Annotated in this window: 25 protein-coding genes; 16 read left to right on the top strand and 9 right to left on the bottom strand. The window is 58.7% G+C overall.

Annotated elements, in window-relative coordinates; genetic code table 11:
• Positions 1–92 precede the first annotated feature (92 nt).
• From LOY31_RS13160 to LOY31_RS13150, 3 genes are read left to right on the top strand one after another with little or no spacing between them, the layout of a single operon-like run.
• Positions 93–1067, top strand: a complete 975-nt coding sequence (locus LOY31_RS13160) for a quinone oxidoreductase (RefSeq protein ID WP_258713458.1) — start codon at positions 93–95, stop codon at positions 1065–1067.
• A gap of 36 nt (positions 1068–1103) precedes the next feature.
• Positions 1104–2033 carry a LysR family transcriptional regulator gene (locus LOY31_RS13155; protein WP_258713457.1) on the top strand — a complete coding sequence of 310 codons (930 nt, stop codon included), beginning with the start codon at positions 1104–1106 and terminating at the stop codon, positions 2031–2033.
• Entirely contained in the window at positions 2012–2485 is a 474-nt protein-coding gene (locus LOY31_RS13150) for a hypothetical protein (RefSeq protein WP_258713456.1), read from the top strand. The genes LOY31_RS13155 and LOY31_RS13150 overlap by 22 nt, the downstream gene beginning before the upstream one ends.
• A gap of 323 nt (positions 2486–2808) precedes the next feature.
• Here the strand turns inward: LOY31_RS13150 and LOY31_RS13145 are convergent, their stop codons facing one another.
• Positions 2809–3756, bottom strand: a complete 948-nt coding sequence (locus LOY31_RS13145; protein ID WP_258713455.1) for an HNH endonuclease — start codon at positions 3754–3756, stop codon at positions 2809–2811.
• A 276-nt stretch (positions 3757–4032) separates the two neighbouring features.
• Between LOY31_RS13145 and LOY31_RS13140 the strand changes: the two genes are divergently transcribed.
• On the top strand, positions 4033–4680 hold the full coding sequence (locus LOY31_RS13140) for an SMI1/KNR4 family protein (RefSeq protein ID WP_258713454.1): 648 nt from the start codon (positions 4033–4035) through the stop codon (positions 4678–4680).
• Between the two features lie 172 nt (positions 4681–4852).
• Positions 4853–5485 carry a glutathione transferase gene (gene yfcF, locus LOY31_RS13135; RefSeq protein WP_258713453.1) on the top strand — a complete coding sequence of 211 codons (633 nt, stop codon included), beginning with the start codon at positions 4853–4855 and terminating at the stop codon, positions 5483–5485.
• Between the two features lie 105 nt (positions 5486–5590).
• Here yfcF and LOY31_RS13130 read toward each other — a convergent pair whose 3' ends face one another.
• Both LOY31_RS13130 and LOY31_RS13125 read right to left on the bottom strand, forming a co-directional pair.
• Positions 5591–6049 (bottom strand): GNAT family N-acetyltransferase, encoded by a 459-nt coding sequence (locus LOY31_RS13130; protein WP_258713452.1) that lies wholly within the window; start codon positions 6047–6049, stop codon positions 5591–5593.
• Positions 6050–6158: 109 nt separating this feature from the next.
• Positions 6159–6815 carry an O-methyltransferase gene (locus tag LOY31_RS13125; RefSeq protein WP_258713451.1) on the bottom strand — a complete coding sequence of 219 codons (657 nt, stop codon included), beginning with the start codon at positions 6813–6815 and terminating at the stop codon, positions 6159–6161.
• A gap of 112 nt (positions 6816–6927) precedes the next feature.
• Here LOY31_RS13125 and LOY31_RS13120 point away from each other — a divergent pair, with 112 nt between their 5' ends.
• Complete coding sequence (locus tag LOY31_RS13120) at positions 6928–7560, top strand: TetR family transcriptional regulator (protein ID WP_258713450.1); 633 nt, start codon at positions 6928–6930, stop codon at positions 7558–7560.
• Here LOY31_RS13120 and mug read toward each other — a convergent pair.
• Together mug and LOY31_RS13110 are read right to left on the bottom strand one after the other, a co-directional pair.
• Positions 7533–8045, bottom strand: coding sequence for a G/U mismatch-specific DNA glycosylase (mug, locus tag LOY31_RS13115; RefSeq protein WP_258713449.1), 513 nt, complete (start codon positions 8043–8045; stop codon positions 7533–7535). The genes LOY31_RS13120 and mug overlap by 28 nt on opposite strands.
• Positions 8042–8665, bottom strand: coding sequence for a TetR/AcrR family transcriptional regulator (locus tag LOY31_RS13110; RefSeq protein WP_258713448.1), 624 nt, complete (start codon positions 8663–8665; stop codon positions 8042–8044). The genes mug and LOY31_RS13110 overlap by 4 nt, the downstream gene beginning before the upstream one ends.
• 228 nt (positions 8666–8893) lie before the next feature.
• Here LOY31_RS13110 and LOY31_RS13105 point away from each other — a divergent pair, with 228 nt between their 5' ends.
• The 5 genes from LOY31_RS13105 to LOY31_RS13085 all read left to right on the top strand — a co-directional run bounded on the left by LOY31_RS13105 (position 8894) and on the right by LOY31_RS13085 (position 14902).
• Positions 8894–10018, top strand: a complete 1125-nt coding sequence (locus LOY31_RS13105) for an HlyD family secretion protein (RefSeq protein WP_258713447.1) — start codon at positions 8894–8896, stop codon at positions 10016–10018.
• On the top strand, positions 10018–11484 hold the full coding sequence (locus LOY31_RS13100) for a DHA2 family efflux MFS transporter permease subunit (protein ID WP_258713446.1): 1467 nt from the start codon (positions 10018–10020) through the stop codon (positions 11482–11484). Before LOY31_RS13105 ends, LOY31_RS13100 begins: the two co-directional genes overlap by 1 nt.
• Positions 11485–11502: 18 nt before the next feature.
• The gene (locus tag LOY31_RS13095; RefSeq protein WP_258713445.1) at positions 11503–12921 is read left to right on the top strand and encodes an efflux transporter outer membrane subunit; all 1419 of its coding nucleotides are present in this window, start codon (positions 11503–11505) and stop codon (positions 12919–12921) included.
• Between the two features lie 22 nt (positions 12922–12943).
• Positions 12944–13894: an aldo/keto reductase gene (locus LOY31_RS13090; protein ID WP_258713444.1), complete on the top strand. Its 951-nt coding sequence runs from the start codon at positions 12944–12946 to the stop codon at positions 13892–13894.
• Positions 13895–13966: 72 nt separating this feature from the next.
• Positions 13967–14902: a LysR family transcriptional regulator gene (locus LOY31_RS13085; RefSeq protein WP_085604450.1), complete on the top strand. Its 936-nt coding sequence runs from the start codon at positions 13967–13969 to the stop codon at positions 14900–14902.
• A gap of 45 nt (positions 14903–14947) precedes the next feature.
• On the opposite strand, the gene LOY31_RS13080 is transcribed toward LOY31_RS13085, so the two are convergent.
• On the bottom strand, positions 14948–15205 hold the full coding sequence (locus LOY31_RS13080) for a DUF2790 domain-containing protein (protein ID WP_085604453.1): 258 nt from the start codon (positions 15203–15205) through the stop codon (positions 14948–14950).
• Between the two features lie 417 nt (positions 15206–15622).
• Positions 15623–15796, bottom strand: a complete 174-nt coding sequence (locus LOY31_RS13075; protein WP_258713443.1) for a hypothetical protein — start codon at positions 15794–15796, stop codon at positions 15623–15625.
• 465 nt (positions 15797–16261) lie between these two features.
• Here LOY31_RS13075 and LOY31_RS13070 point away from each other — a divergent pair, with 465 nt between their 5' ends.
• From LOY31_RS13070 to LOY31_RS13060, 3 genes are all read left to right on the top strand, one after another.
• Positions 16262–17170, top strand: a complete 909-nt coding sequence (locus tag LOY31_RS13070) for an alpha/beta fold hydrolase (protein WP_258713442.1) — start codon at positions 16262–16264, stop codon at positions 17168–17170.
• Positions 17167–18210: an FAD-binding oxidoreductase gene (locus LOY31_RS13065; RefSeq protein ID WP_258713441.1), complete on the top strand. Its 1044-nt coding sequence runs from the start codon at positions 17167–17169 to the stop codon at positions 18208–18210. Before LOY31_RS13070 ends, LOY31_RS13065 begins: the two co-directional genes overlap by 4 nt.
• A 194-nt stretch (positions 18211–18404) precedes the next feature.
• Positions 18405–18743, top strand: a complete 339-nt coding sequence (locus LOY31_RS13060) for a hypothetical protein (RefSeq protein ID WP_201818181.1) — start codon at positions 18405–18407, stop codon at positions 18741–18743.
• Between the two features lie 79 nt (positions 18744–18822).
• Here the strand turns inward: LOY31_RS13060 and LOY31_RS13055 are convergent, their stop codons facing one another.
• A complete protein-coding gene (locus tag LOY31_RS13055; protein WP_258713440.1) occupies positions 18823–19269 on the bottom strand; it encodes an RcnB family protein in 447 nt (148 codons plus the stop codon).
• Between the two features lie 112 nt (positions 19270–19381).
• Positions 19382–20608, bottom strand: coding sequence for a hypothetical protein (locus tag LOY31_RS13050; protein WP_258713439.1), 1227 nt, complete (start codon positions 20606–20608; stop codon positions 19382–19384).
• A 316-nt stretch (positions 20609–20924) separates the two neighbouring features.
• Between LOY31_RS13050 and LOY31_RS13045 the strand changes: the two genes are divergently transcribed.
• Positions 20925–21119 (top strand): hypothetical protein, encoded by a 195-nt coding sequence (locus tag LOY31_RS13045; protein WP_258713438.1) that lies wholly within the window; start codon positions 20925–20927, stop codon positions 21117–21119.
• Positions 21116–21442 (top strand): low molecular weight protein tyrosine phosphatase family protein, encoded by a 327-nt coding sequence (locus LOY31_RS13040; protein WP_210710187.1) that lies wholly within the window; start codon positions 21116–21118, stop codon positions 21440–21442. The genes LOY31_RS13045 and LOY31_RS13040 overlap by 4 nt, the downstream gene beginning before the upstream one ends.
• Positions 21443–21477 lie beyond the last annotated feature (35 nt).

Genomic DNA, 21477 nt, shown 5'->3' with positions numbered 1-21477 from the left:
CAGTTGCACATATGAACTGCAATCAACCCGACTAGTGCTCCCCACGCACACCTTTAGACTCTCCCCACCATCAACGTAAGGGAGCGTTCAACATGGTCACCAGCGCCGTCATCCATCAAACCGGTGAGCCTCAAGTCATTCAGCTGGAGCAATTCACCGCGCAAGCACCCGGCCCCGGCGAGGTCTGGCTTGAGCAGTTCGCCATTGGCGTCAACCCGCTCGACTTGAGCCAACGTTCCGGTGCCGCGCCGTTGGCGTTACCTTCTGGACTCGGGCTCGAAGGCGCCGGACGGGTTGTGTCGGTGGGAGCCGATGTGACGAACGTGGCGGTCGGCGACCGCGTCGCTTATGCCACGGGCCCCATCGGCGCCTATGCCAGCGCCCGCCTCTACCCGGCCAATCGGCTGGTGAAGATCCCCGACAGCCTGAGTTTCGAGGACGCGGCGGCTGTGCTGTTCAAGGGCATCACCGCGCAGTATTTGCTCAAGTCCACTTACACGGTCGGGCCGGGTTCGACGGTGCTGATCTACGGCGCGGCTGGTGCGCTGGGGCAGATCATGGTGCCGTGGGCGAAGCATTTGGGGGCGTTGGTGATTGGTGTGGTGTCCGGCGCCGGGAGTGTCGAGCGGGCCCGGCTGGCGGGTTGTGATGAGGTGTTGGTGTTCGATGCGGCGACGCTGGCCGAGGCGGTGGTCGACATCACCCAGGGCAAGAAAGTGGATGTGGTGTACGACCCGATTGGCCGGGTGTCTTTCGAGGCGTCGTTGAATTGCCTGCGCCCGCGCGGGTTGCTGGTGTCGTTCGGCATGGCGTCGGGGGCGCCGGCGCCGGTCGAGATCAGCACCCTGAATGCCAAGGGTTCGCTGTTCCTGACCCGACCGTCCCTCGCCGCCCACACCGCCACGCCGGAGGAATACCAGCAGCGTGCAAAGGACGTGTTGCAAGCGATTGACGCCGGTATCATCCAGCCCAATGTCGGGCGTCGTTATCCGCTGGCGGACGCCGCCCGGGCCCATGCCGATCTGTACCGGGGCGGTTTGCCGGGGGCGGTTGTGCTGGTGCCTTGAGTCTTTTTTCGGGTCATCCACGAGGGTTGTCGTTGCATGGATCTGTTCGATAGCCGTCAGGCCGATGAAGTCGCCACCCTGCTGGCCCTGGCCGAGCACGGCTCGTTTGCGGCGGCGGGCCGGACGTTGCAGCGCCATCCCTCGGTGCTGTCGAAACGGCTCAGCGCGCTGGAGTCGCGGCTGGGGGTGCGGCTGATCGAGCGCACCACCCGGCAATTGCGTTTCACCGATGAGGGGCAACGGCTGGTGGCGCGGTTCGGGCATGCGGTCAGCCTGATCGCCGAAGCGGAGCAGGATGCGCGCGAGGGTGCCGCCGAAGTTCGCGGGCGTTTGCGCATCGCCCTGCCGGCCGCCATGGGGCGGCTATGGCTGGGTGATATCGTTTCGGCGTTCGCCTTGGCCCATCCGAACGTGGCGTTGGAGGTTGAATATGCCGAGCGCTTCGTCGATATCGTCGCCGAGGGTTTCGACGCCGCGATCCGCATCGGCGAGTTGGCGGACAATCGGCTGGTGGCGAAGAAGCTCTGCGATCACCGCCGAATCCTGTGTGCCGCGCCCTCCTATCTTCAACAGCACGGCGAGCCGAAAACGCCGGCGGATCTTGCCGATCATCATTTCCTGGGGTTTACCGGGTTGCATTCGTACCCCGAATGGCGACTGACTCGCGGTGATGACAAACAAACCGTCAAAGTCCGCAGCCGGCTGGTCAGCAACGACAACGAAGCGCAACTGTGTGCCGCGCGCTTGGGTGTCGGAATTTTGGCCGGCGGCGACTGGCTGATGACCAAGGACTTGCGCGAGGGGCGTCTGGTGCGGGTGCTTCCCGAGTGGCAACTGGATGCTGACACGGGGGTTTATCTGGTGCGACCTTCGGCGCGGTTCAACACGGCGACCACTACGGCGTTCAAGGAGTGGATCGAGGGCGCTTTTGCCGAAGGTGCGCCTTGGGTGACGCTGCCCCGCTGATTTTTCCGCAACTCAGAATGGGCCAAGTAACGACAGCGACAAGAAATATGGATAGGATTTCGGCGTTTTTTTGCCAGCCTTCAACTCGGACGAAAGCTCATCCAGAAATGAAAAGACCACCCGCCTTTCTTGTTTTCATCATCGCTTCGTATGTCGCTTATTCTGTATGGCCAATCTTGTCGGGATCTACGCCAAAGGACTTTGGGTATACAGCGCTTTCATTGACGCTCTCACTTTTTGCCGTTAATGGCAGCGTGATTGCCTGCAACATCCTGGCGATCATATGCGCCATTGGCGCTCAGGGCGCTCTCGGCAACGCCGTAGAAGCCATGAACAGCAATATTTACTTGAGCGTTTTCTTGATTGCGACTGCGGTGTTGCTGGCGCGAGGAGCTCACTATCTGCTTTTCAGCAGGACAGTTCATGAGTTCCAGGGGAAGCAAGTTCAGTGAAAATCATGGTTGGGTTTGCGACACGGAGCAGCGATGCCGGCAGAAGCAAGTCAAGACGATGGGCTGACGCTGACCGTCCAGGCGTGTCCACGCGGCAGATTGGGCTGTGGCTCGTTCGTTTCAGTGGCACTGCGATGCACGCAGAAATGACGTCGGAAAGTTTTTGCGGATATCCACCAACCGCTTGACGATTTGTTCGCCCCGAGAGCGCGAGTTGAGTATTTGACGGTTTGAGCGGCACGTGACGGCTGGCGAAATACGCAGGAGCGCCGCATGCAGGCATCGCGGCGCTCACCGACGTTCTCGTTAATAGTTCGGAATGTTTAATTCTTCAAGCCAGCCTGAATCCACTTTCGTTCAAGGTATTCGGGGGCAGGAGCGGAACCGTCGATACGCGACCTGAGCTTCATTCCGGAAAATTTCTGATACTCCGTTTTCTCTAATCGCGGTGATACCACAATGTTGAGCGATTTTGGGTCAACCGCTAGAAGGCTGCGATCAAACAGGCGATGGAGATCGGAGCGCAGTAGCAGTCCGTTCCCCGTATTGTTTAGCCCGGTCTCAGAATGGTTCACGATATGGGCTGCCTCAAGTACGTCCTCAACACCCTCGCCGGATATTGCACACGCGCTACCGTACAGCTCCATCATGTTCAGTCTGAATCGGCTTTGATTGCGTCGGGCTTTGCGCCTTGCAGTCACCGTGCTGCCGTCGTCATCTCGTGCCTCCACACGTGAAACCGCCGCTTCGCCGTCGGTTGTGTGAGCCTTGATCGCTCGGTCCATCAAATCAAGAAAGCGCTCGCAGAGAACGGACCATTCGCTATCGTCAATAAACCGGTAGCCTGTGCGAGGCGTGTTTTTGCCTGACTGTATGCGGCTCTTCACGCCTTTTACCGATTCCGAGTAGTCTTCATCCAACGTCGCGGCCTTCCCCAGCCAGGTATCAAGCATCGCAAGATTATGTTCATGGCTCGGTACTTTCAGATGCCATGTGAAACGGCCCCACTGATGCACAATCATCGACAAATCAAGTTCAAACACGAACTTCGCGCCCTTGAACAAAATGATATAGAAAGGCCCCTCACCGTCACGCCAACTGGTGAAACGTACATGCATTCCATTGGGCAACGCGATCGTTTCATATTCCCAGGACGCCACATCCGAAATAAACTCGGCGTTGACATACGTCTCAGCTAGTTCCTTCATCAGCTCGTGACCAAGGCCCTTATAGAAAGCCTTATCTCCCGACACTTTTGCCCTTCCTTTCATGAGTTATCCCTTTCCACTATCGAATCTATCCGAGCTTTTGAATCAAGCAGTCGGTCCGTCGTTGAATGGTAAATCGCCCCTGGTGTGATAGACCCATTGGGCGGCAGCATTCGGCCAGAAGCGGGCAGCCGGATTAAGCGATTATCAAGGTATGGCAACAAGGGTGCAGGGTAAAGACCGGATTGCCGTAAGCAACTCTGGCTCAACCTTCATCACGCCTTTCACAAAACCCCAACCTACGTTAGCGTGCAGGCTTTTCATGCTGGGAAAGCGTTAATGAAAGCAGTGACGGAACGACTCGAAAAATGGTTGGAAGCCAACATCCCTGAAACACTTGAGGATCTGGCGCCGGGATGTTCGGACGCTGAAATCGCCGAGTTCGAGAGCCTGGTAGGCCGGTCTTTTCCCGAGAGCCTGAAGCAACTCTACAAGTGGCGTGACGGGCAACGCGGCGCTGCAAATTCGGGTCCCTTCTATGGTCTTGAATTTCTGTCGCTGGCAAAAGCCAGGGACAATTGGGAGTCCTGGAAAAGCATTATCGATGGATGGTCGTCCGAAGAAATGACCGAGGCGAGTGCCTTCTGCACGTCGGGAACTCCCGATGCTATCCAGAAACTGTACGCCAGCAAATATTGGATTCCCTTCGCCTACGACTACGGTGGTAACCATCTCGGAGTCGATCTGGACCCGGGAGCGCTTGGCACTGTGGGTCAGGTCATCAACTTTGGCAGTGACGAAGACGACAAATACGTCGTTGCCACCTCTGTTGCCGCGTTTATGGAGTGGCTGGTCGATCAACTCGAAAGCGATAACTTCATGATCGAGGAGGAAGATGACGGTTCGCGAAGCTTGAACACAAAGACGCCTGAGATGTTTCATTTTCTGGACGCGGTTCCCGTTCTGTTCGGGGCGCAATCTGCTTGACGCATAAATTGAAAAATGGGGACAGATCTATTTATCCGGTGGTGAAAAAATAGATCCGTCCCCATTCCTGTGGCACTGCATTCCTGACAGGAATGCCCCCATAAAAAACATGAATTTTATTTAAAGCGTCGAATCTTTTAGCGTCGTCCACTCAGCATATGGAGATGACGCTATGAATGACTCAAGCCTGCGCCTTTACGTCGATGCTCAATTCACCAGTCCCTACGCAATGTCCTGCTTTGTGGCCCTTCGAGAAAAGGGAATCGAGTTCGAAATGAGCACCCTGGACCTGGACAAACTGGAGAACCAGGCCAGCGATTACGCCCGTCTTTCGCTGACTCAGAGAGTGCCCACCCTTGTGCAGGGCGACTTTTCGTTGTCGGAATCATCGGCGATTACCGAATACCTGGAAGATGTGTTCCCCCAGACACCTGTTTACCCACGGCATCCACAGAAACGCGCGGCAGCGAGGCAAGTTCAGGCGTGGCTACGCAGTGATCTGCTCCCGATCCGACAGGAGCGCTCTACCCTTGTCGTGTTCTATGGACAGAAATACGGACCTTTGTCAGCGTCGGCTGAGGCTGCCAAGCAAAAGCTGGTTGAGGTCGCTCAATGGCTGCTTACCGACAATCCGGAGTACCTTTTTGGTGAATGGTCGATCGCCGATGTTGATCTCGCGTTGATGCTGAACCGATTGATACTCAACGGGGACACGGTGCCGGCTCAGCTGGAGGATTACGCTCAACGCCAATGGCAGCGCCCGACCGTACAAGAGTGGATCAAGCTGCAACGACCTCGAATTTAGCGGTACTAAAAATGTACTAAAAATGTACTAAAAATGGGGACAGATTTATTTTTCAGAAAATAGATCTGTCCCCATTTCTATCGTGCCTCTCTGCACTCTGGGGCGCTACAGCTCCAATGCCTTCGTCATGATGACTGTGCGCTCCGCCCCGTGAAACTCGTCTCGAACCTTTTCAAACCCTAGCGAAGCATAGAAGCCTTCTGCAGTGATTGAAGAAGGCACACGTAGCCGTTTCAGATCTGCATTGATGGCAAGTGATTGAAGCCTCTGCATGAGCTGTCTTCCGATACCCTTTCCTTGATGGCGCGGGTCGACAAACACACTTCGGACAATGTCGTGATCCAGACTCGCGGTTGCAACGATATGACTGCCGGCTGTAGCCACCAGGACTTGACGCTCAGCCAACAGATGAAGGATCGCCGGAGGAGAGAAGCTTTGCGCCACTTGCTCGATGATTTCGGCGGAGGAGTAGTCCTGAACGTTGGATTCGCGCAAAGCACTGAGGATCGTTCGACTGATCGCTGGCGCATCTGCATTCGTAGCGTTTCGAATCAGGTAATCCATCAAGGGCCGCTCCTTGCGCGTCTTCACTTGATCGTAGCGAAAAATGGGGACTGATCCATTAATCCGTGGATCAGTCCCCTTCTTTTTGAAACATGAACAACAACGGCTTTCACCCCAACCGCATCGACACCTCAATATCATCCGCAAACGGCACGCTCACGTAACCGTTCCCCGGCGAACGCACATGCGCCAGATATTCCGGGCAGTAATTAGTGTTATCCGCCACCACCAGCGCACCCGGTCGCAGGTGTTTCTCCACGAGTTTCAGCACGTCGCCATACAGCGCTTTCGCACCATCGAGCAGAAGCAGATCCACAGTCGATGGCAGGTCGCGAGCCAGGGTGACAAGCGCATCCCCTTCGCGAATTTCAATCAAATCACTCACCCCGCCCTCAACAAAATGATGCCGAGCCAGTTCAATCTTCGACGGTTCAAACTCGCTGCCAATCAGCACGCCGCCACCGTTGTCCCGCAGCGCTGCCGCCAGGTGCAGGGTGGACAGGCCAAACGAGGTGCCGAATTCGACGATGGCTTTGGCCTTTGTGCTGCGCGCCAGCATGTACAGCAGTTTGCCGGTGTCGCGGGAGACGGGTAGCCACAGGTCTTTGAGCATTGCGTAGAGCTCGCGGTATTCGGTTTTGCTGTGCATCAGGCGTTCGCGCTCTTCGCCGGATACGTTGTTCAGCGCCGGGCTGGTGGCGGCGCTGGCCTGGGTGTAGAGGCGTTCGATCAGGGTCGCCAGCGGTTCGGTGGTCAGGGTTGTCATGATGGTTTTCCGTGGGTTGAGAGCTAATATGCGAATGATTCGTCGCATTTAAATGATGCGAGCGAACGGCCCAGTCCGCTATTCGCATTCCGCCCCGACGCCCGAGTTGCCCATGACCGATCGCCAGACCGCCCGTATTTCCTCACGCAAACAGCCGCAGCAGGCACGCTCCGCCGAGCTGGTGGCGGCGATTCTGCAGGCGGCTATTCAGGTTTTGGCCAAGGAAGGCGCGGCGCGTTTCACCACGGCGCGGGTCGCGGAAAAGGCTGGCGTGAGTGTCGGGTCGCTGTATCAGTACTTCCCGAACAAGGCGGCGATTCTGTTTCGCTTGCAGAGTGATGAGTGGTTGCAGACCACCGGGATGCTGCAGCGAATTCTGGAAAACCATGACGAGCCGCCGCTGGAGCGCCTGCGCACGCTGGTGCATGCGTTCATTCGTTCGGAGTGCGAGGAGGCGCAAATGCGCGGCGCGTTGAGTGATGCGGCACCGCTTTATCGTGATGCGCCGGAGGCCCATGAGGTGCGGGCGGCGGGCAAGCGGATCTTTGCGACGTTCATGGTGGAGTTGCTGCCCGGGGCCAGCGAAGCCGTTCGCACGCAGGCCTGCGATCTGATCCTGGCCACGCTCGGTTCGGTGGGGAAGGATTTTTCACTCACCTCGCGCACCGACGTGGAAATCACCGCCCGTGCCGAGGGGATGGCGGACATGTTCAGCGCTTATGTGATGGCGCTCGACGCCCGCTGAAGCTGCTGATACGCCGTCACCAGTTGCGCTTGATTGAACGCCAGGTTACGGCCGCTGGGGTTGGGAAGGATCCAGACGTTAGCACCGGCGAACGTCTGCTCTTGCAGCCCCCATTCAATCGACCTCCTGCCGGATAAACCGGCGTACGCAGCCTTGCCGAGAAACGCCACGAAGCGCGGCGCGTAACGAGCGATCTTGCGTTCGAAGCTGGCGGCGGCTGCGGTGAACTCCTCTGCCGAGAGTTGATCCGCACTCGCCGTCGGCCGCTCGACCACGGCAGTCAGGCCGCAGTGGAATTGCAGGATCGTGCGGTCTTCTTCCGGGCGTAACTCGTGGGGCGTGAAACCGGCCAGATGCAGCGTGCGCCAGAAGCGGTTGCTGCGTCCGGCGAAGTGATGGCCCTGCTCTGCCGCCAATAAGCCCGGATTGATTCCACAGAACACCACGGACAGACCTTCGGTCAGGATGTCCTCAAGCCCGGTCAACCGCAGATCACCTTCACCGCATCGCGCGCCTGCCCCGCCAGTTCTTCGCGGGATTTACCGGCGCGGGCGCGGATCGAGATGCTGTGCAGCAGCGATGACGCGAGCATGGCCCGCGCCGCTGCATCCACATCACCCGTCAGTTCGCCGGAGTCGATCGCCCGTTGCAGACGGGCTTCGAGATCGGCATCGAGCTGACTCAAGCGCTGGGACAGCACGTTGCGGATTTCCGGGTCCTCAACCGCTTCGGTGGTCGCGGTGCCAATGGCGAAGCAGCCGCGAGGCTGGCCGTCGCCGGAAAAATAGATCGCCAGTTGCCCTTCGTAAAAACCGGTCAGGGCCTGTTCCAGGGTCAGGCTGCTGTCGTTCAGCGCGGCCTGCATGGCGGTGTGGGCGGTGGCCCAGTATTGGTCGAGGGCCTTGATATAGAGCGCGTGTTTGTCGCCGAACGCGGCGTACAGGCTAGGGCGGTTCATGCCGGCGGCGCTGGCGATGCTGTCCAGTGAGGCGCCGGAATAGCCGGTGTTCCAGAACACCCCGAGTGCCTGCTGCAGCGCAGTTTGCGGGTCATAGGCCCGTGGACGGCCACGGCCTTTTCCTTCTGTCGGTTTATTTTGTGCCATGTCGTACAAATTCCTTGCGGGGAAATGAAGTCGCTCATATTCTTACACCATCGCACAAAATTAAGGAATCAGAAATTCCTTGATCGGCAGGTTTGTTGTAACAGCGCTCGAACCGGGTCTGGCGACGACGAAAACAGCGGCACGGAGCGATCCTCCCTCGCCGCGAATGGATTTGATGAATCACGCATTCAATGCCGTCCAGGCGCCCAGCCTTTTGGAGAGCCGTTCATGACTCAGCAATTCGATCTCACCGCAGAACAAGCCCGCGCTCACCCCGTGGACGCGCCGCCGAAAAAGCCGCTCAAGCAGCAACTGCGCCCCATGTTGATGTTCGGCGTTCCGGCGCTTTTCGCCGCAATAGGTTACGGCCAGTACGTTGCCAACGAGCCCTTCGTTTCCACCGATAACGCCTATGCCCGCGTGGCCAAGGCCTCGATCAACGCGCGGATTTCCGGGCAAGTGGTCGAGATCGCGGTCGACGACAACCAGCCCGTGCACAAAGGCCAGGTGCTGTTTCGCATCGATCCCAAGCCGTTGCAGATCGCGGTCGACCGGGCCGAAGCGCAACTGGCCAACGCACGCCTGCGCATCGATGGGCTCAAGGCCAGCTACCGCCAGCAACAGGCCGAGCTGCAATCGGCGAAAGCCTCGGCGGATTACGATCAGAAAGAGTTCGGCCGCAAGAAAGCCTTGATCGCCACCGAGTTCGTGTCGAAGGCCCTCTACGAGCGCGCCGAAACCGACCTGAAAGTCTCGCGCCAGCGCATCGCGTCCATCGAGCAACAGATCGCCAGCACCGTCGTCGCGTTGAACGGCAACCCGGACATCGCCCTCGACAATCACCCGACCGTGCGCGAGGCCAAAGCTCAACTCGACGAAGCGCAGCTGTATCTGTCCTACGCCACGGTCACGGCGCCGGACGACGGCATCGTCGCCAAGGTCGATGATTTGCAGGTGGGCAATTACGTCAACAACGGCGCACCGGCGTTCGCGCTGATCTCCGACCGGGAAATCTGGGTCGAGGCCAATTTCCGCGAGACCCAGGTGACGCACATGCGCCCCGGCCAGACCGCGACCATCACCCTCGATACCTATCCGGATCGCCCGTTCAAGGCGCACGTCATCAGCATGAGCCCCGGCGCCGGTGCCGACTTCGCGCTGTTGCCGCCGGAGAACGCCACCGGCAACTGGGTGAAGGTGGTGCAGCGGGTGCCGGTTCGTCTGGAACTGGACGAGGCCGACCCTGCCCTGCCGCTGTTCTCCGGCACCAGCGCCACGGTCAAGGTCGATACCGGGCACCGCACGCCATGGTGGCATCCGCTCAAGTCGTTGTTGTCTGCGGGTAACTCGTGATGAACACCTCAACAGCTGATGCGCGGGCACTGCGGTTTGTCGCCCTGCTCGCCACCTATATGCAGTCGGCCAACCTGCCGCTGCCGAACGCTGCGCTGCGGTTGATTCAGGGCAGTCTGTCGATGACCGACGATCAGGCCGGATGGATTTTTACGGCCTATCTCGCGGCGAGTGCGATCACGATGCCTGTGGCCCAGTGGCTCGCCGGACGCTTCGGGCTGAAGCGGGTTTACCAGGCCGCACTGGTGCTGTTCGCCCTCGGTCTGTGGCTCGGCACGTTGGCCGACACGCCGCTGGAGTTCATCGGCGCACGCATCCTGCAAGGTCTGGCCAGCGGCGTGATTGCGCCGTTGTCGATGGCCATCGCCCTGGAGACATTGCCAGCAGAAAAGCGCCCCGCCTTCGGCCCGAAATGGACGGCGCTGGTGCTGTTCGGCATCGTCAGCGGCCCGAGTATCGGCGGCGTGATCTGTGAGTACTTCGACTGGCGCCCGATGTTCTACCTCAGCCTGCCGCTGACCGCGTACATCCTGATGGTGGTGACATTGCTGCTCGCCGAGAAGAAAGCAGACCCGCGTCCGACGTTCGATTTCTTCGGTTTCGCCAGTTTCACGGTCGGCATGATCGGCCTGCAGATGCTGCTCGATCGCGGCGAACGGCTGGACTGGTTCGACTCGCCGGAAATCTGGATCGAAGCGCTGGCCAGCGCCCTCGGTCTGTACCTGTTCGTCGTCCATGCGCTGACCCGCAAGACCCACTTTCTCAGCAAGGGCTTGTTCGGCGACCGCAACTTCATGTTGTCGACGGTGATGTTCTTTGCCCTGGGTTTTGTGCTGTTGTCGACCATGGCGCTGACCTCGCCAATGCTCGATGAAATCCTCGGTTATCCGCCGGACACCACCGGGTTGCTGACCGCCCCTCGTGGCATCGGACTGGTGGGTGCATTTCTGCTGATGATGCGCGCGCCGGCGTGGGTCGACTCCCGGTTGTTCATTGCCGCCGGTATCGCGCTGGTGGTGTACGCCAACTGGTTGATGCTCGGTTATTCGCCGCTGATGGACTGGACGCCCGTGGCCGTCACCGGGTTCATCCAGGGCGTCGGGCTGGGCATCCTGATGCCGGCGCTGAGCAAGACCGCGTTCAGCACCATCGACCCGAAGCTGCGCCCGGAAGCCACCGGTTTCTTCAATCTGATGCGGGTTTACGGCAGCACCCTCGGTGTGGCCGTGGTGCAGATCTTTTTCTTCAACAACACCCAGGCGATGCACTCGGCGCTGGTCAGTCAGCTCACGCCTTATCGCGTGGCCATGCCGACGTCGTTACCGGCGCTCGAAGGCCTCAACCATCTGGTCACCCATCAGGCGGCGTTCGTCGCGGTGATGGGCCAATTCAAGATTCTGATGCCGGCGATGCTCGTGGTGAGTCCGCTGGTGATGTTCCTGCGCAAGCCTGTTGCGGCCAACTGATGACGTGGAGTCTGAACCATGAAAGCTTCTATGCGCTTCACCCCGCTGGCGATGCTGGTGATGTTGTCCGCCTGCACCGTCGGCCCTGATTTTCAACGGCCTGCCGAGAGCCCGTCGCAGCATTACGATCAGGCGGCCGAACAGCATTTCGCGATGGGCCAGCGGCTTAACGGCGATTGGTGGTCAGCGTTTCGTTCGCCGAAGCTCGATCAATTGGTACGCCGCGCTATCGACGGCAACCTCGAACTGGCCGCCGCTGACGCAACCCTTCGTCAGGCCGCCGCTTCAGTCGCGGCGGCGGAAGGTGTTCTTTATCCGCAGGTGGATTTCGGTGCTTCTGCCGGGCGCCAGCGCACCCATAACGGGCCAGAGCCGGTGGTCTCCAATTTCTACGGGATCGGGCCACGGGTCGCGTTCGATCTGGATGTCTTCGGCGGCAACAAACGCGCGGTCGAGCAACAGCAAGCGCTGACCGATCTGCAAAAGCATCGCTACGAGGCAGCCTGGCTGACCTTGACCGGCGATGTTGCCAGTCAAGCATTGCTGCTGGCGTCGGCCAACGCGCAGATCCAGGCCGTGGAAACCCTGCTGGCCAACGACGCGAAAAACCTCGATTTGGTGCGCCGAGCCCAGGCGAGCGGCAGCACCACGCAAATCGATGTGTCGCTGGCCGAAACCCGCCTCGCCCAGGATCACACGCTATTGCCGCCCCTCGCCCAGCAGCGCGATGCCGCGCGTCATGCGTTGTCGATTCTGGCCGGTAAAGGCCCGGCGGACTGGATCGCGCCGGACTTCAGCCTCGACGAATTCGCCTTGCCGTCGAACATCCCGGTCAGCCTGCCGTCGGCCATGGCCCACACCCGGCCGGACATCTTGCAAGCCGAATCCGAACTGCACATTGCCAGCGCGGCGGTCGGTGTTGCGACCGCCAACCTGTACCCGCATGTCGAGCTGTCGGCCTCGCTGATGCAAGCCGCGTCGGGCAATGGCGGCGCCGCACTTTGGGGATTTGCCGCCGGGCTGACGGCGCCGATCTTCAATGGCGGCACGCTCAAGGCTGAACGCGAAGGCGCCGTCGAAGGCTACAACGCATCGCTCGCCCGCTATCAACAGACGGTCATTCAGTCCTTCGGCCAGGTTGCGGACACCTTGCAGGCGCTCAACCACGGCGCCGAGCAAAACCTGGCACAGGACGATGCCTTGCGCGCCGCCGACACCAGCCTGCGTCTCAATCGTCAGGCCTACACCCAGGGTGAAACCAGCCTGTTGCAAGTGCTGGAAGCCGAACGCGCCTACCAACAGGCGCTGCTCGGGCAGATCCAGGTGAAGACTGCGCGTTATCTCGACTCGGTGCGCCTGTTCGTGGCGCTGGGCGGCAACTCGGTGGGCGTGCTCGATCAGAAGCTCGCCGCCCGCAAGACCTCAACCCTTCTTTAACGGCAGATACCGGAGACACGACATGACTTACGAAGCCTTTCACGATGAACTTCGCGACACCCGAATTGCGCTTAATAACGGCGCAGGCTCGATGCCGGCCGTGGGGTTCGGCACGTTGTTTCGCGACTTGAGCACCACCACCGAAGCGGTCAAATGCGCGCTGGAGGTGGGTTTCCGCCACTTCGACTGCGCCGAGCGTTATCGCAACGAAACGCAGATCGGCGAGGCCTTTGCGCAAGTGTTTGCGGCGGGCAATATTCGTCGCGAAGACGTGTTCATCACCACCAAACTGTGGAACACCAACCATCGCCCCGAGCGGGTGAAACCGGCGTTCGAAGCCAGTTGCCAGTGGTTGCAGGTCGACTATCTCGATTGCTATCTGATCCACACGCCGTTCGCCTTCCAGCCCGGCGACGATCAGGACCCACGGGATGCGTTCGGGCACGTGATCTACGATGGCGAAACCCGTTTGATCGACACCTGGCATGCGCTCGAAGCGCTGGTGGATGAAGGTCGCTGCAAGTCCATCGGCCTTTCCGACATCACCCTCGATGCGCTGAAGGACATCGTCGCCGCCGCGCGGATCAAGCCGTCGGTGGTGCAGATCGAATCCCATCCGTACCTGCCCGAGTGGGAGATGCTGGAGTTCTGCAAGGAACACGGCATCATCCTGCTCGCCTTCGCACCGCTGGGACATGGCATGGAGCCGAATGTGCTCGAGGACTCCGTACTCACCGGAATCGCCCGGCACGTACAAAAAACCCCGGCGCAAGTGGCCCTGGCCTGGGCGGTGCAACGGGGTACGGCATTCCTGACGACCTCGGCGAACCCGAGCCGGATTCAGGAAAACTTCGATATCGCGACCTTGCCGCACCGGGCGATGCGCGAGATCAAGGAAGAGATCACCACGCGGATCCGCTTCAATTCCGTGGTCGAGACCGGCGTACCCGGTTTCATCCCCCGCAAGAAGTGATACATGGCAAAGGGGCGGCCTCCTGTGAGGTCGCCCCTATACTCTTTCCACCTGACTGTTGAGACGACACCGATGGACGTCTTCCAAAGCATGCGTTTCTTCATCGCCGTCGCCCAAAGCGGCAGCTTCACTGCCGCTGCCGAGCTGCTGGACACCAACACCACCAACGTCTCCAAAGCCATCTCGGCCCTCGAAGCACGTCTGCACACACGGCTGATCAATCGCACCACCCGGCGTCTGGCTCTGACCGAAGCCGGCGTGCGCTATCTCGAGCGCTGCGAAAAAATCCTCGATGACGTGCGCGAAGCCGACGAAGAGGCCGGTACCGCCCAGACCCTGCCCGTCGGCCGTTTGAAGATCCACACCATGTCGGCCATCGGCAACCACTACGTGATCGATGCCATCGCGCGCTATCGCGAGATTCACCCCACGGTGATGTTCGACCTGACCCTGACCAACCGCGTCCCGGATCTGCTAGAAGAAGGCTTCGACATGTCCATCGTGCTGGCCCGCGACCTGCCGGATTCCGGCTTCGTCGCGCAACGTCTGGGCATCACCTACAGCATCCTCTGCGCCTCGCCCGCCTACGTGGCCAAGCGCGGCCTGCCGCAAACACCCGGCGAACTCTGCGAACACGAGTGCCTGCGCATCGTCAACACGGTGATGCCGGTGGAGAACTGGACATTCGAAGGGCCCGAAGGCATGGAAACCATCACCATTCCCGTATCGCCCTTCCACATCAACACCGCCGACGGCATGACCATCGCGATCAGAAAAGGCATGGGCATCGGCATTCAGCCGATTGCATCGGCCGTGGATGGTTTGAGGGCGGGAACCCTGGTGCGGGTGCTGCCGGAGTATCGGCTGGAGGAGTTGAACCTGTTCGCGATCTATCCGTCGCGCAAGTTTGTCGATGCGAAGATCAAGACCTGGGTGGAGTTTCTGAAGCAGTCGATCCCGCAATTGCTGGCATCGGATGAAGACATCGTTGGAAAGAAAGCGGTTTGAGTACAGCAGACATGGAGTGTCGACCCTCCATCTTCTGCACCTGACTCAACTGGAACAGCCAGTGCCCATCACTTGATATTGCAGGACGTGGCGCTCGCCATGGGAATCTTCGTAGGTCATCTGCACCGGCACCGGGGCGCATTCGTTGGCCGGTTCGGTGATGGAGATGACGTGCTCGATGTCCAGTTTCGTCGAAGAACTGTAGGTCTCGACCGGGATGTTCGCCGCGTCCGCGTTATCGGCGTAAGCGTGTGCACCGAAACTGCCAAGCATTAAAACCAGCGCGATTTTCTTGAGGCTCATGATGTTCACCGTCTCGTTGAGGACCGTGTTTGTTCACGGGTTGGAGACGATGCTAAGGGTTGGGGTAGTGCTGAAAAATCAGCCAGCTGGACAAACACTGTTGCCGGATTTCGTATGAATCAGCGTTACGAATGATCTTGGCGAATCAGTACTTAAACACCAACGTTTAAACATCTGAAATTCGATACTTGAGCCTACAAACCCTTGCGCAAGTACCTACAAATTTGCCAGAAAGCGCCGGTTTTCAGAGTTCGCCCTCAAACCGTATGCTTTTTCCGTCACTGCCCATCGACTGAACGCAGAAGACATTCAGGATCGAAGGTTATCCCTTGATCGACTCAAAGAGTGAACGGTTGACGCCATCGTCATCGCTCCCTAATCTGCCCACATCCCGCCCAAGGCAGTAAGCCGTCCTAATCATCCAGGACGTGCCAAACCCTTGGGCGTTTTTGTTTTCAGGAAGAACGCATGCCCACAGCAGTTCTGGTTGACGGCGCCTACTTCATCAAGCGATTTCGAAGGATCGAGCCCCACAATGCATTCAATGCTGAACGGGCCGCTGATCTCGTCCACCGATGGGCGACGGCGCATCTGATAACCAGGATGCCATCTCGCCCAAACTGCCCGGCTTCAAGGCTGCAACAGCCCTCCAGAAAAGACCTATACAGAATATTCTTTTACGACTGCCCTCCTCTGGACACCAAGCAACACAACCCCATTACAAAAAAGCTCGTCGATTTCTCCAAATCAAGAGAAGCCGTGTTTCGAAGAGAGCTGCACATTCGGTTGCGAAGCAAACGAAAACTGGCATTGCGTCTGGGACACCTTTCCAAAGATGTGAAATGGACAATCAAACCTTCGAGGATTGCCGAGCTACTCAAGGGAAAAATCCAGATAGCCGACCTCACCGAAACCGATGTCAGTATCGAGACCCGGCAAAAAGGGGTTGATATGAGAATTGGTGTCGATGCATACAAGCCGACCTGTGCCCATTTTTCACACTTCAGCTACAACAAATCCGTCTACGCTCCAGCCACCCCCTCTGGAGTGAACGCCATGATCCGCGCCCTGCTCACCGCTTCCCTGCTGCTGGCCCTGAGTGTTCCGGCCCATGCCGACGTGACGCCCTTCCCTGCCTCGTTCCGCACGCAGGACATCGCCGTGGACGGTGCAAAAATTCACACGCGCATTGGCGGCAAAGGCCCGGCGGTGGTGCTGTTGCACGGTTTTGGCGACACCGGCGATATGTGGGCGCCTCTGGCGGCGGATCTGGCGAAGGATCACACCGTGGTGGTGCCGGATTTGCGGGGCATGGGCCTGTCGTCGATCCCGGCCGATGGCTACGACAAGAAAACCCAGGCGGGTGATATCCGCGCGGTGCTGGCTTCGCTGGGCATCGAGCATTCGGTGGTGGTCGGCCACGACATCGGCACCATGGTCGCCTTCGCCTACGCCTCGCGGTATCCGCAGCAAACCGATCGCCTGGTGGTGATGGACGCGCCCGTTCCGGGGATCCCGCCGTGGAACGAGATCGTTCGTTCGCCGATGCTCTGGCACTTCGACTTCGGCGGGCCGGATGCAGAACGGCTGGTGGCCGGGCGTGAGCGCATCTACCTCGACCGCTTCTGGAACGAGTTCGCCGGCGACCCGAAAAAAGTCGACGAAGCCACCCGCCAGCACTACGCCAAACTCTACACCCGGCCCGGCGCCATGCACGCGGCATTCGCCCAGTTCCGCGCGATCCGCCAGGATGCGATGGACAACGAAGCATCGATGAAGACCAAACTGAAAATGCCGGTGCTGGCGGTCGGCGGCGAGAAGTCATTCGGCAACAACGAAGCCATCGTGATGCGCAATGCCGCCGACAACGTCACCGAACTGGTGATCGCCGGCGCGGGGCATTGGCTGATGGAGGAAGCGCCAGTGGAAACCACTCATGCGATTCGCAGGTTTATTGCGCAGTGACTGGCAAGCGAGTTGTTGTGATCGGTGCCGGCATCGTCGGCGCGTCGATTGCTTATCACCTCGCCGGCAAAGGCGCGAAGGTCACCGTGGTCGATGCCGCAGAGATCGCGAGCGGCGTTACCGGGCGTTCGTTTGCGTGGATCAACACGTCGCACAGTGGGCCCGATCCCGTTGCGCAACTGCGCGCTGCGGCGATCAGGGAATATCACCGGCTCGAAACAGAGCTGCCGGATTTGAAGATACGCTGGACAGGCGCCCTGACGTATCCACCCGGCACCGATCGGCGACCCTCAACACCCCTGCTCTCTCGCCCACAGGTACTCGACATTGAGCCCCACCTAAAAAACGCTCCCCAGCAGGCTGTTTACGATGCAACCCAAGGTGCGCTGGACGCTGTACAAGCTACCCACGTGTTGATCGCCGGGGCTCAGGCTCATGGGGCACACATTCTTGAGCAGACTCAAGTGCTCGGCCTCACCACCCACAAAACCGCCGTGACTGGCATCCAGACTGCATCGGGCACCATTAAGGCCGATGTGGTCGTACTCGCCGCGGGGACTGGCATCACGCAACTGACCGAGACTCTGAACCTGTCCCTTCCCATCGAGGCCTCGCCGGCCATTTTTATCCGCTACAGAATGCAACCCGATCGGGTGAACACCCTTATCTCCAGCCCGGAAATGGAAGTCAGACAAGGTCCGGAAGGGATCTTGCTGGCGGCAGAAGATTATCTGGACGATACGCTGGAGAATCGCCCGGAGGCCATCGCACGAAGAACCGCAGCGGCGATTCAGAACGAGTTGGCCGGGATCATTTCCATCGAGCCAGATCAGGCTTGTATCGGGCTCAGACCCATTGCGGCGGATGGCACGCCCATCATCGGTTATCTGCCAGGAATCGACGGAGTGTACGTTTGCACGATGCACCCGGGCGTGACTCTGGCAGCCATTGTGGGGCGCCTGGTCAGTGAAGAGCTGATCGACGACCAAGCCTCCCGTGACTTGAACGCATGCCGTCCTGAGCGTTTTTTTCAGGCGTAAAGCGCCGACGGGTTTCATCACTTCCTTGCTGGCCGATTCCGCCGGAATTGGCGCAGCAGTTCAGAGCACTTCGGACGACCGAGCCCAATCATTGACTGCATCAATAACAACCATTAATTCAATGAAGTTCTCATATCGAATCCAAAGCGTAGGATCTGCTCCATACCAACCCACTGCACACGGAGTACAGAACCATGAAACGCCAAACTATCCTCGGTATCGCTTTCTCACTCTTCGCCCTGAATGCTTTTGCGGCGACTGAAACCGATCCACTGTTCAGCGATGCTGTTGCCTCTGCGACTCAAACTGATCCACTGTTCAGTGACGCCGTAGCCGCGACCGAAACCGATCCGCTGTTCAGCGATGCCGTAGCCGCGACCGAAACCGATCCGCTGTTCAGCGATGCCGTAGCCGCGACCGAAACCGATCCGCTGTTCAGCGATGCCGTAGCCGCGACCGAAACCGATCCGCTGTTCAGCGATGCGGTTGCCGAAGGTGGTTCTGACCGTCTGATCGAACGTCGTAACGTCTGAATGATGGGTTTTACCGCAGTACCCGACGAAAGCCCGGCCTTATCCGCCGGGTTTTTTCATATGGGGACAGATCTATTTTTCAATCGAAGGCGCCATTGAGCACTTCATATATCAGCCCGGTGGCCAGCGCGACCAGGATCAGATCGGTGCCGACCTGCTGCCATTCGTAGCCGTCGTAGTGCGGCAGCCTGCCGACCAGTCGACCATCGAGCTTCTTCGCAATCCCTGGCGGCAGCGGCTTGCCCCGGGCCAAGTTCTTCTGGATCCCGGGCGGCAATGCCGGGCCCGGGGTCCAGTAGCCACGATAGCCGTCCACGATCCCGATCACCCCGGCGTGGTCGATACTCGGACCATGCCCCTGATAGCCGCCCCCGCCTTTTTTCCCCTGATTGCCATGATCCTGGCTGTTATGCGAATTGCCTTTGCCCTGTCCCTTTCCGTTGCCAGGATCGGCCAGCGCTGTCACCGAACTGCCCAGCAGCGCAATACAGGTCGTGGTCGCAATCAACATGCGTAAACCGGACATTGGTCGCTCCTTTAATGAGTGGGTATTCTGTGAATTCCAGTTGCGGTTACGTGGCACTTGAGATGGCAAAACTCAACGCGGACCAGGACCGCCTGCGGTGTATCGAAGATTTCTAATCCGCCTTTCTACCGTTCACTACAAGGTCAACTACATTGGGTTGCTCCAGGTAGTCCTGGTGAGCCTTTAAAGGGTTCTCAAAAGCTCCAAACCAGGTGGGAGCGTTAGACACGACTACATCCACCGTGACGTAGTCTGGACGGTGCTTGAAATTTCGAAGGGAGTAGGAAAGGACATCGTTTGGATCACTTAGTACGACCACCATGGGCTGGTCAGAGGGTTGCTGTTTCCCGAGGGGAAGGCCCTTGTTGGTCTGGAAGAGGGATATCTGTGGTCCATAGGTTTCAAGCAGCACTTTGAGCGAGTCCTGTGGTACGTCAGCAGCCAACCCCTTCGCTCCTCCATAGGTGAGAGACATATCTGCGATTTGCAAGATCGGGAGTTGGTTTGCGCTCATAAAGATGGCTGAGGTTCTCTGAATAGTGGAGCGAGCTGCAGCTTCACCTTCAGCACCTTGTTGCCGAAGCGAATTGAGCGCGTCGAAACCTACTTTGCTTCCCAGACTAGCCGTATGGATTACAAGTGGTATGTCCTTCCTGGCTGCCGCATCCGTGCGAACCTCATCCGTGCTGCGAACGTTTTCACTTGGCGTTGCGGCAACCAGCACTGCCTCTTGGACCTGCCTGCTTATTTCTTCCTTGGCTTTCCCCTGATAGGCAATCGCATCTGCCAGGCAATCATCCATAAGCCCATCTTTCAGGCTGCGGTTGATGGAGGCCCGCGTCTCCTTGAAGGCAGGCGAAGAAATGTCTGCCTCAATGAAATCGGGCCGGTCCTCACCTTTAGCGCAGATTCCTGTTTTGACAGACTGGTCGTAACAGAGACCTTCTTTCAGCGGGGTGAGGATGGGTGACCAGACAATCGCCGAGATATTCACTTTCGAGTTGTCCTGTAGTAACAGACTCCGCTTGTACACGCGCGCTTTGGACCCTGTTACTTCAGTGAAGGTGACAGGCGCGACAGGCCCTTCGGCAAGTTGTTTGGCAATGCCCTGTATCGACTTGTTCGCCCACTCAGAGTCGTGAGTGCACATACCGTGGATGATCATGATGTCGATCTGTTTATTGATCTTAAGCAACTGTTTTATCCCCACGATCTCGGGAGCCGGACCACCATCGGTGCCATGGAACCGAAGCTCTTCGTACGGGGTACTGCAACCGATCAATGCTGTCGCCGACGCGAACAGGAATGCCTTTGCCACGTATCGACCATGAACTGTCATTTTTCTTTTCCATCCATGTTATGGGCGCCTTGACGAAGCGTAGCCGCAAATAGCCATCACGCATCAACCTTGCCAATAGCTGCCGCTCCAATGGATCAGAAGCCGGCGACGCAAGTAGTGATTTTCGCCTTCATGGCCACCAACTTCTTAGGCTATCGAGTTGGGCAGGACCAGAAACTGGACAGTAAAGCAGGACGCAATCACTCGTTTCCCATAGTGCAAGGCTCAATGGCTGGCCACTTCCCCGATTCGCGCTTACCATACGCCCGACTCGTATTACCGCGGCTGCTGAACCCGGTATTCACGAGGACAGACCATGAAAAGAACTCGCGCCTGGAGACGCACCCAGGCCCGTAAACACGGCAGTGACAAAGCAGTTCGCCCGCAGGCGTTCAAGCCGGAAAAAAACTGGAAGCTGATGTACATCCGGTCCACCAAACTGGTCAGGGCTCGCCAACTCGGCATGAGCTATCCCGTTCGCTCTACCCGCCAATTGTTGGATCAATCGTGACGAATCTACTGTTCATTTGCAGTCGCAACCAATGGCGCAGCCCGACGGCCGAAGAAGTCTGGCGTCGCCGTCCCGGCTTCAATGTCCGCTCCGCGGGCACCAGCCCCAATGCACGCAAAACCGTCGGCCCAGCGGATATTCGCTGGGCCGATTTCATTTTTGTGATGGAAACCAAACACCTGAATCGTCTGCGGGCCGAGTACGCCCGGCTGCTCGAGCACAAGCGGATTCACTCTCTGGATATTCCGGATGACTATCAGTACATGGATCCCGAGCTGGTAGATCTTCTTCAAGAGTCGGTGAAACCCTACCTCGCCACTTGACCCTCTGTGCCTCCTGGCAACGTACCGAATGAAAA

It is taken from the genome of Pseudomonas sp. B21-021 (assembly GCF_024749205.1).
In the GTDB taxonomy this organism is placed as follows: Bacteria; Pseudomonadota; Gammaproteobacteria; order Pseudomonadales; family Pseudomonadaceae; genus Aquipseudomonas; species Aquipseudomonas paraglycinae.
The sequence above is the reverse complement of the archived record's forward strand: the minus strand, read 5'-3'. Positions and strand labels throughout refer to the sequence as shown.

Bases quoted from the DNA above. Each gene is read 5' to 3' on its own strand.
- LOY31_RS13160 (WP_258713458.1), top strand. From the start codon at position 93: ATGGTCACCAGCGCCGTCATCCATCAAACCGGTGAGCCTCAAGTCATT.
- LOY31_RS13155 (WP_258713457.1), top strand. From the start codon at position 1,104: ATGGATCTGTTCGATAGCCGTCAGGCCGATGAAGTCGCCACCCTGCTG.
- LOY31_RS13145 (WP_258713455.1), bottom strand. From the start codon at position 3,756: ATGAAAGGAAGGGCAAAAGTGTCGGGAGATAAGGCTTTCTATAAGGGC.
- LOY31_RS13140 (WP_258713454.1), top strand. From the start codon at position 4,033: ATGAAAGCAGTGACGGAACGACTCGAAAAATGGTTGGAAGCCAACATC.
- yfcF (WP_258713453.1), top strand. From the start codon at position 4,853: ATGAATGACTCAAGCCTGCGCCTTTACGTCGATGCTCAATTCACCAGT.
- LOY31_RS13130 (WP_258713452.1), bottom strand. From the start codon at position 6,049: ATGGATTACCTGATTCGAAACGCTACGAATGCAGATGCGCCAGCGATC.
- LOY31_RS13125 (WP_258713451.1), bottom strand. From the start codon at position 6,815: ATGACAACCCTGACCACCGAACCGCTGGCGACCCTGATCGAACGCCTC.
- LOY31_RS13120 (WP_258713450.1), top strand. From the start codon at position 6,928: ATGACCGATCGCCAGACCGCCCGTATTTCCTCACGCAAACAGCCGCAG.
- LOY31_RS13110 (WP_258713448.1), bottom strand. From the start codon at position 8,665: ATGGCACAAAATAAACCGACAGAAGGAAAAGGCCGTGGCCGTCCACGG.
- LOY31_RS13105 (WP_258713447.1), top strand. From the start codon at position 8,894: ATGACTCAGCAATTCGATCTCACCGCAGAACAAGCCCGCGCTCACCCC.
- LOY31_RS13100 (WP_258713446.1), top strand. From the start codon at position 10,018: ATGAACACCTCAACAGCTGATGCGCGGGCACTGCGGTTTGTCGCCCTG.
- LOY31_RS13095 (WP_258713445.1), top strand. From the start codon at position 11,503: ATGAAAGCTTCTATGCGCTTCACCCCGCTGGCGATGCTGGTGATGTTG.
- LOY31_RS13090 (WP_258713444.1), top strand. From the start codon at position 12,944: ATGACTTACGAAGCCTTTCACGATGAACTTCGCGACACCCGAATTGCG.
- LOY31_RS13085 (WP_085604450.1), top strand. From the start codon at position 13,967: ATGGACGTCTTCCAAAGCATGCGTTTCTTCATCGCCGTCGCCCAAAGC.
- LOY31_RS13080 (WP_085604453.1), bottom strand. From the start codon at position 15,205: ATGAGCCTCAAGAAAATCGCGCTGGTTTTAATGCTTGGCAGTTTCGGT.
- LOY31_RS13075 (WP_258713443.1), bottom strand. From the start codon at position 15,796: ATGCGCCGTCGCCCATCGGTGGACGAGATCAGCGGCCCGTTCAGCATT.
- LOY31_RS13070 (WP_258713442.1), top strand. From the start codon at position 16,262: ATGATCCGCGCCCTGCTCACCGCTTCCCTGCTGCTGGCCCTGAGTGTT.
- LOY31_RS13060 (WP_201818181.1), top strand. From the start codon at position 18,405: ATGAAACGCCAAACTATCCTCGGTATCGCTTTCTCACTCTTCGCCCTG.
- LOY31_RS13055 (WP_258713440.1), bottom strand. From the start codon at position 19,269: ATGTCCGGTTTACGCATGTTGATTGCGACCACGACCTGTATTGCGCTG.
- LOY31_RS13050 (WP_258713439.1), bottom strand. From the start codon at position 20,608: ATGACAGTTCATGGTCGATACGTGGCAAAGGCATTCCTGTTCGCGTCG.
- LOY31_RS13045 (WP_258713438.1), top strand. From the start codon at position 20,925: ATGAAAAGAACTCGCGCCTGGAGACGCACCCAGGCCCGTAAACACGGC.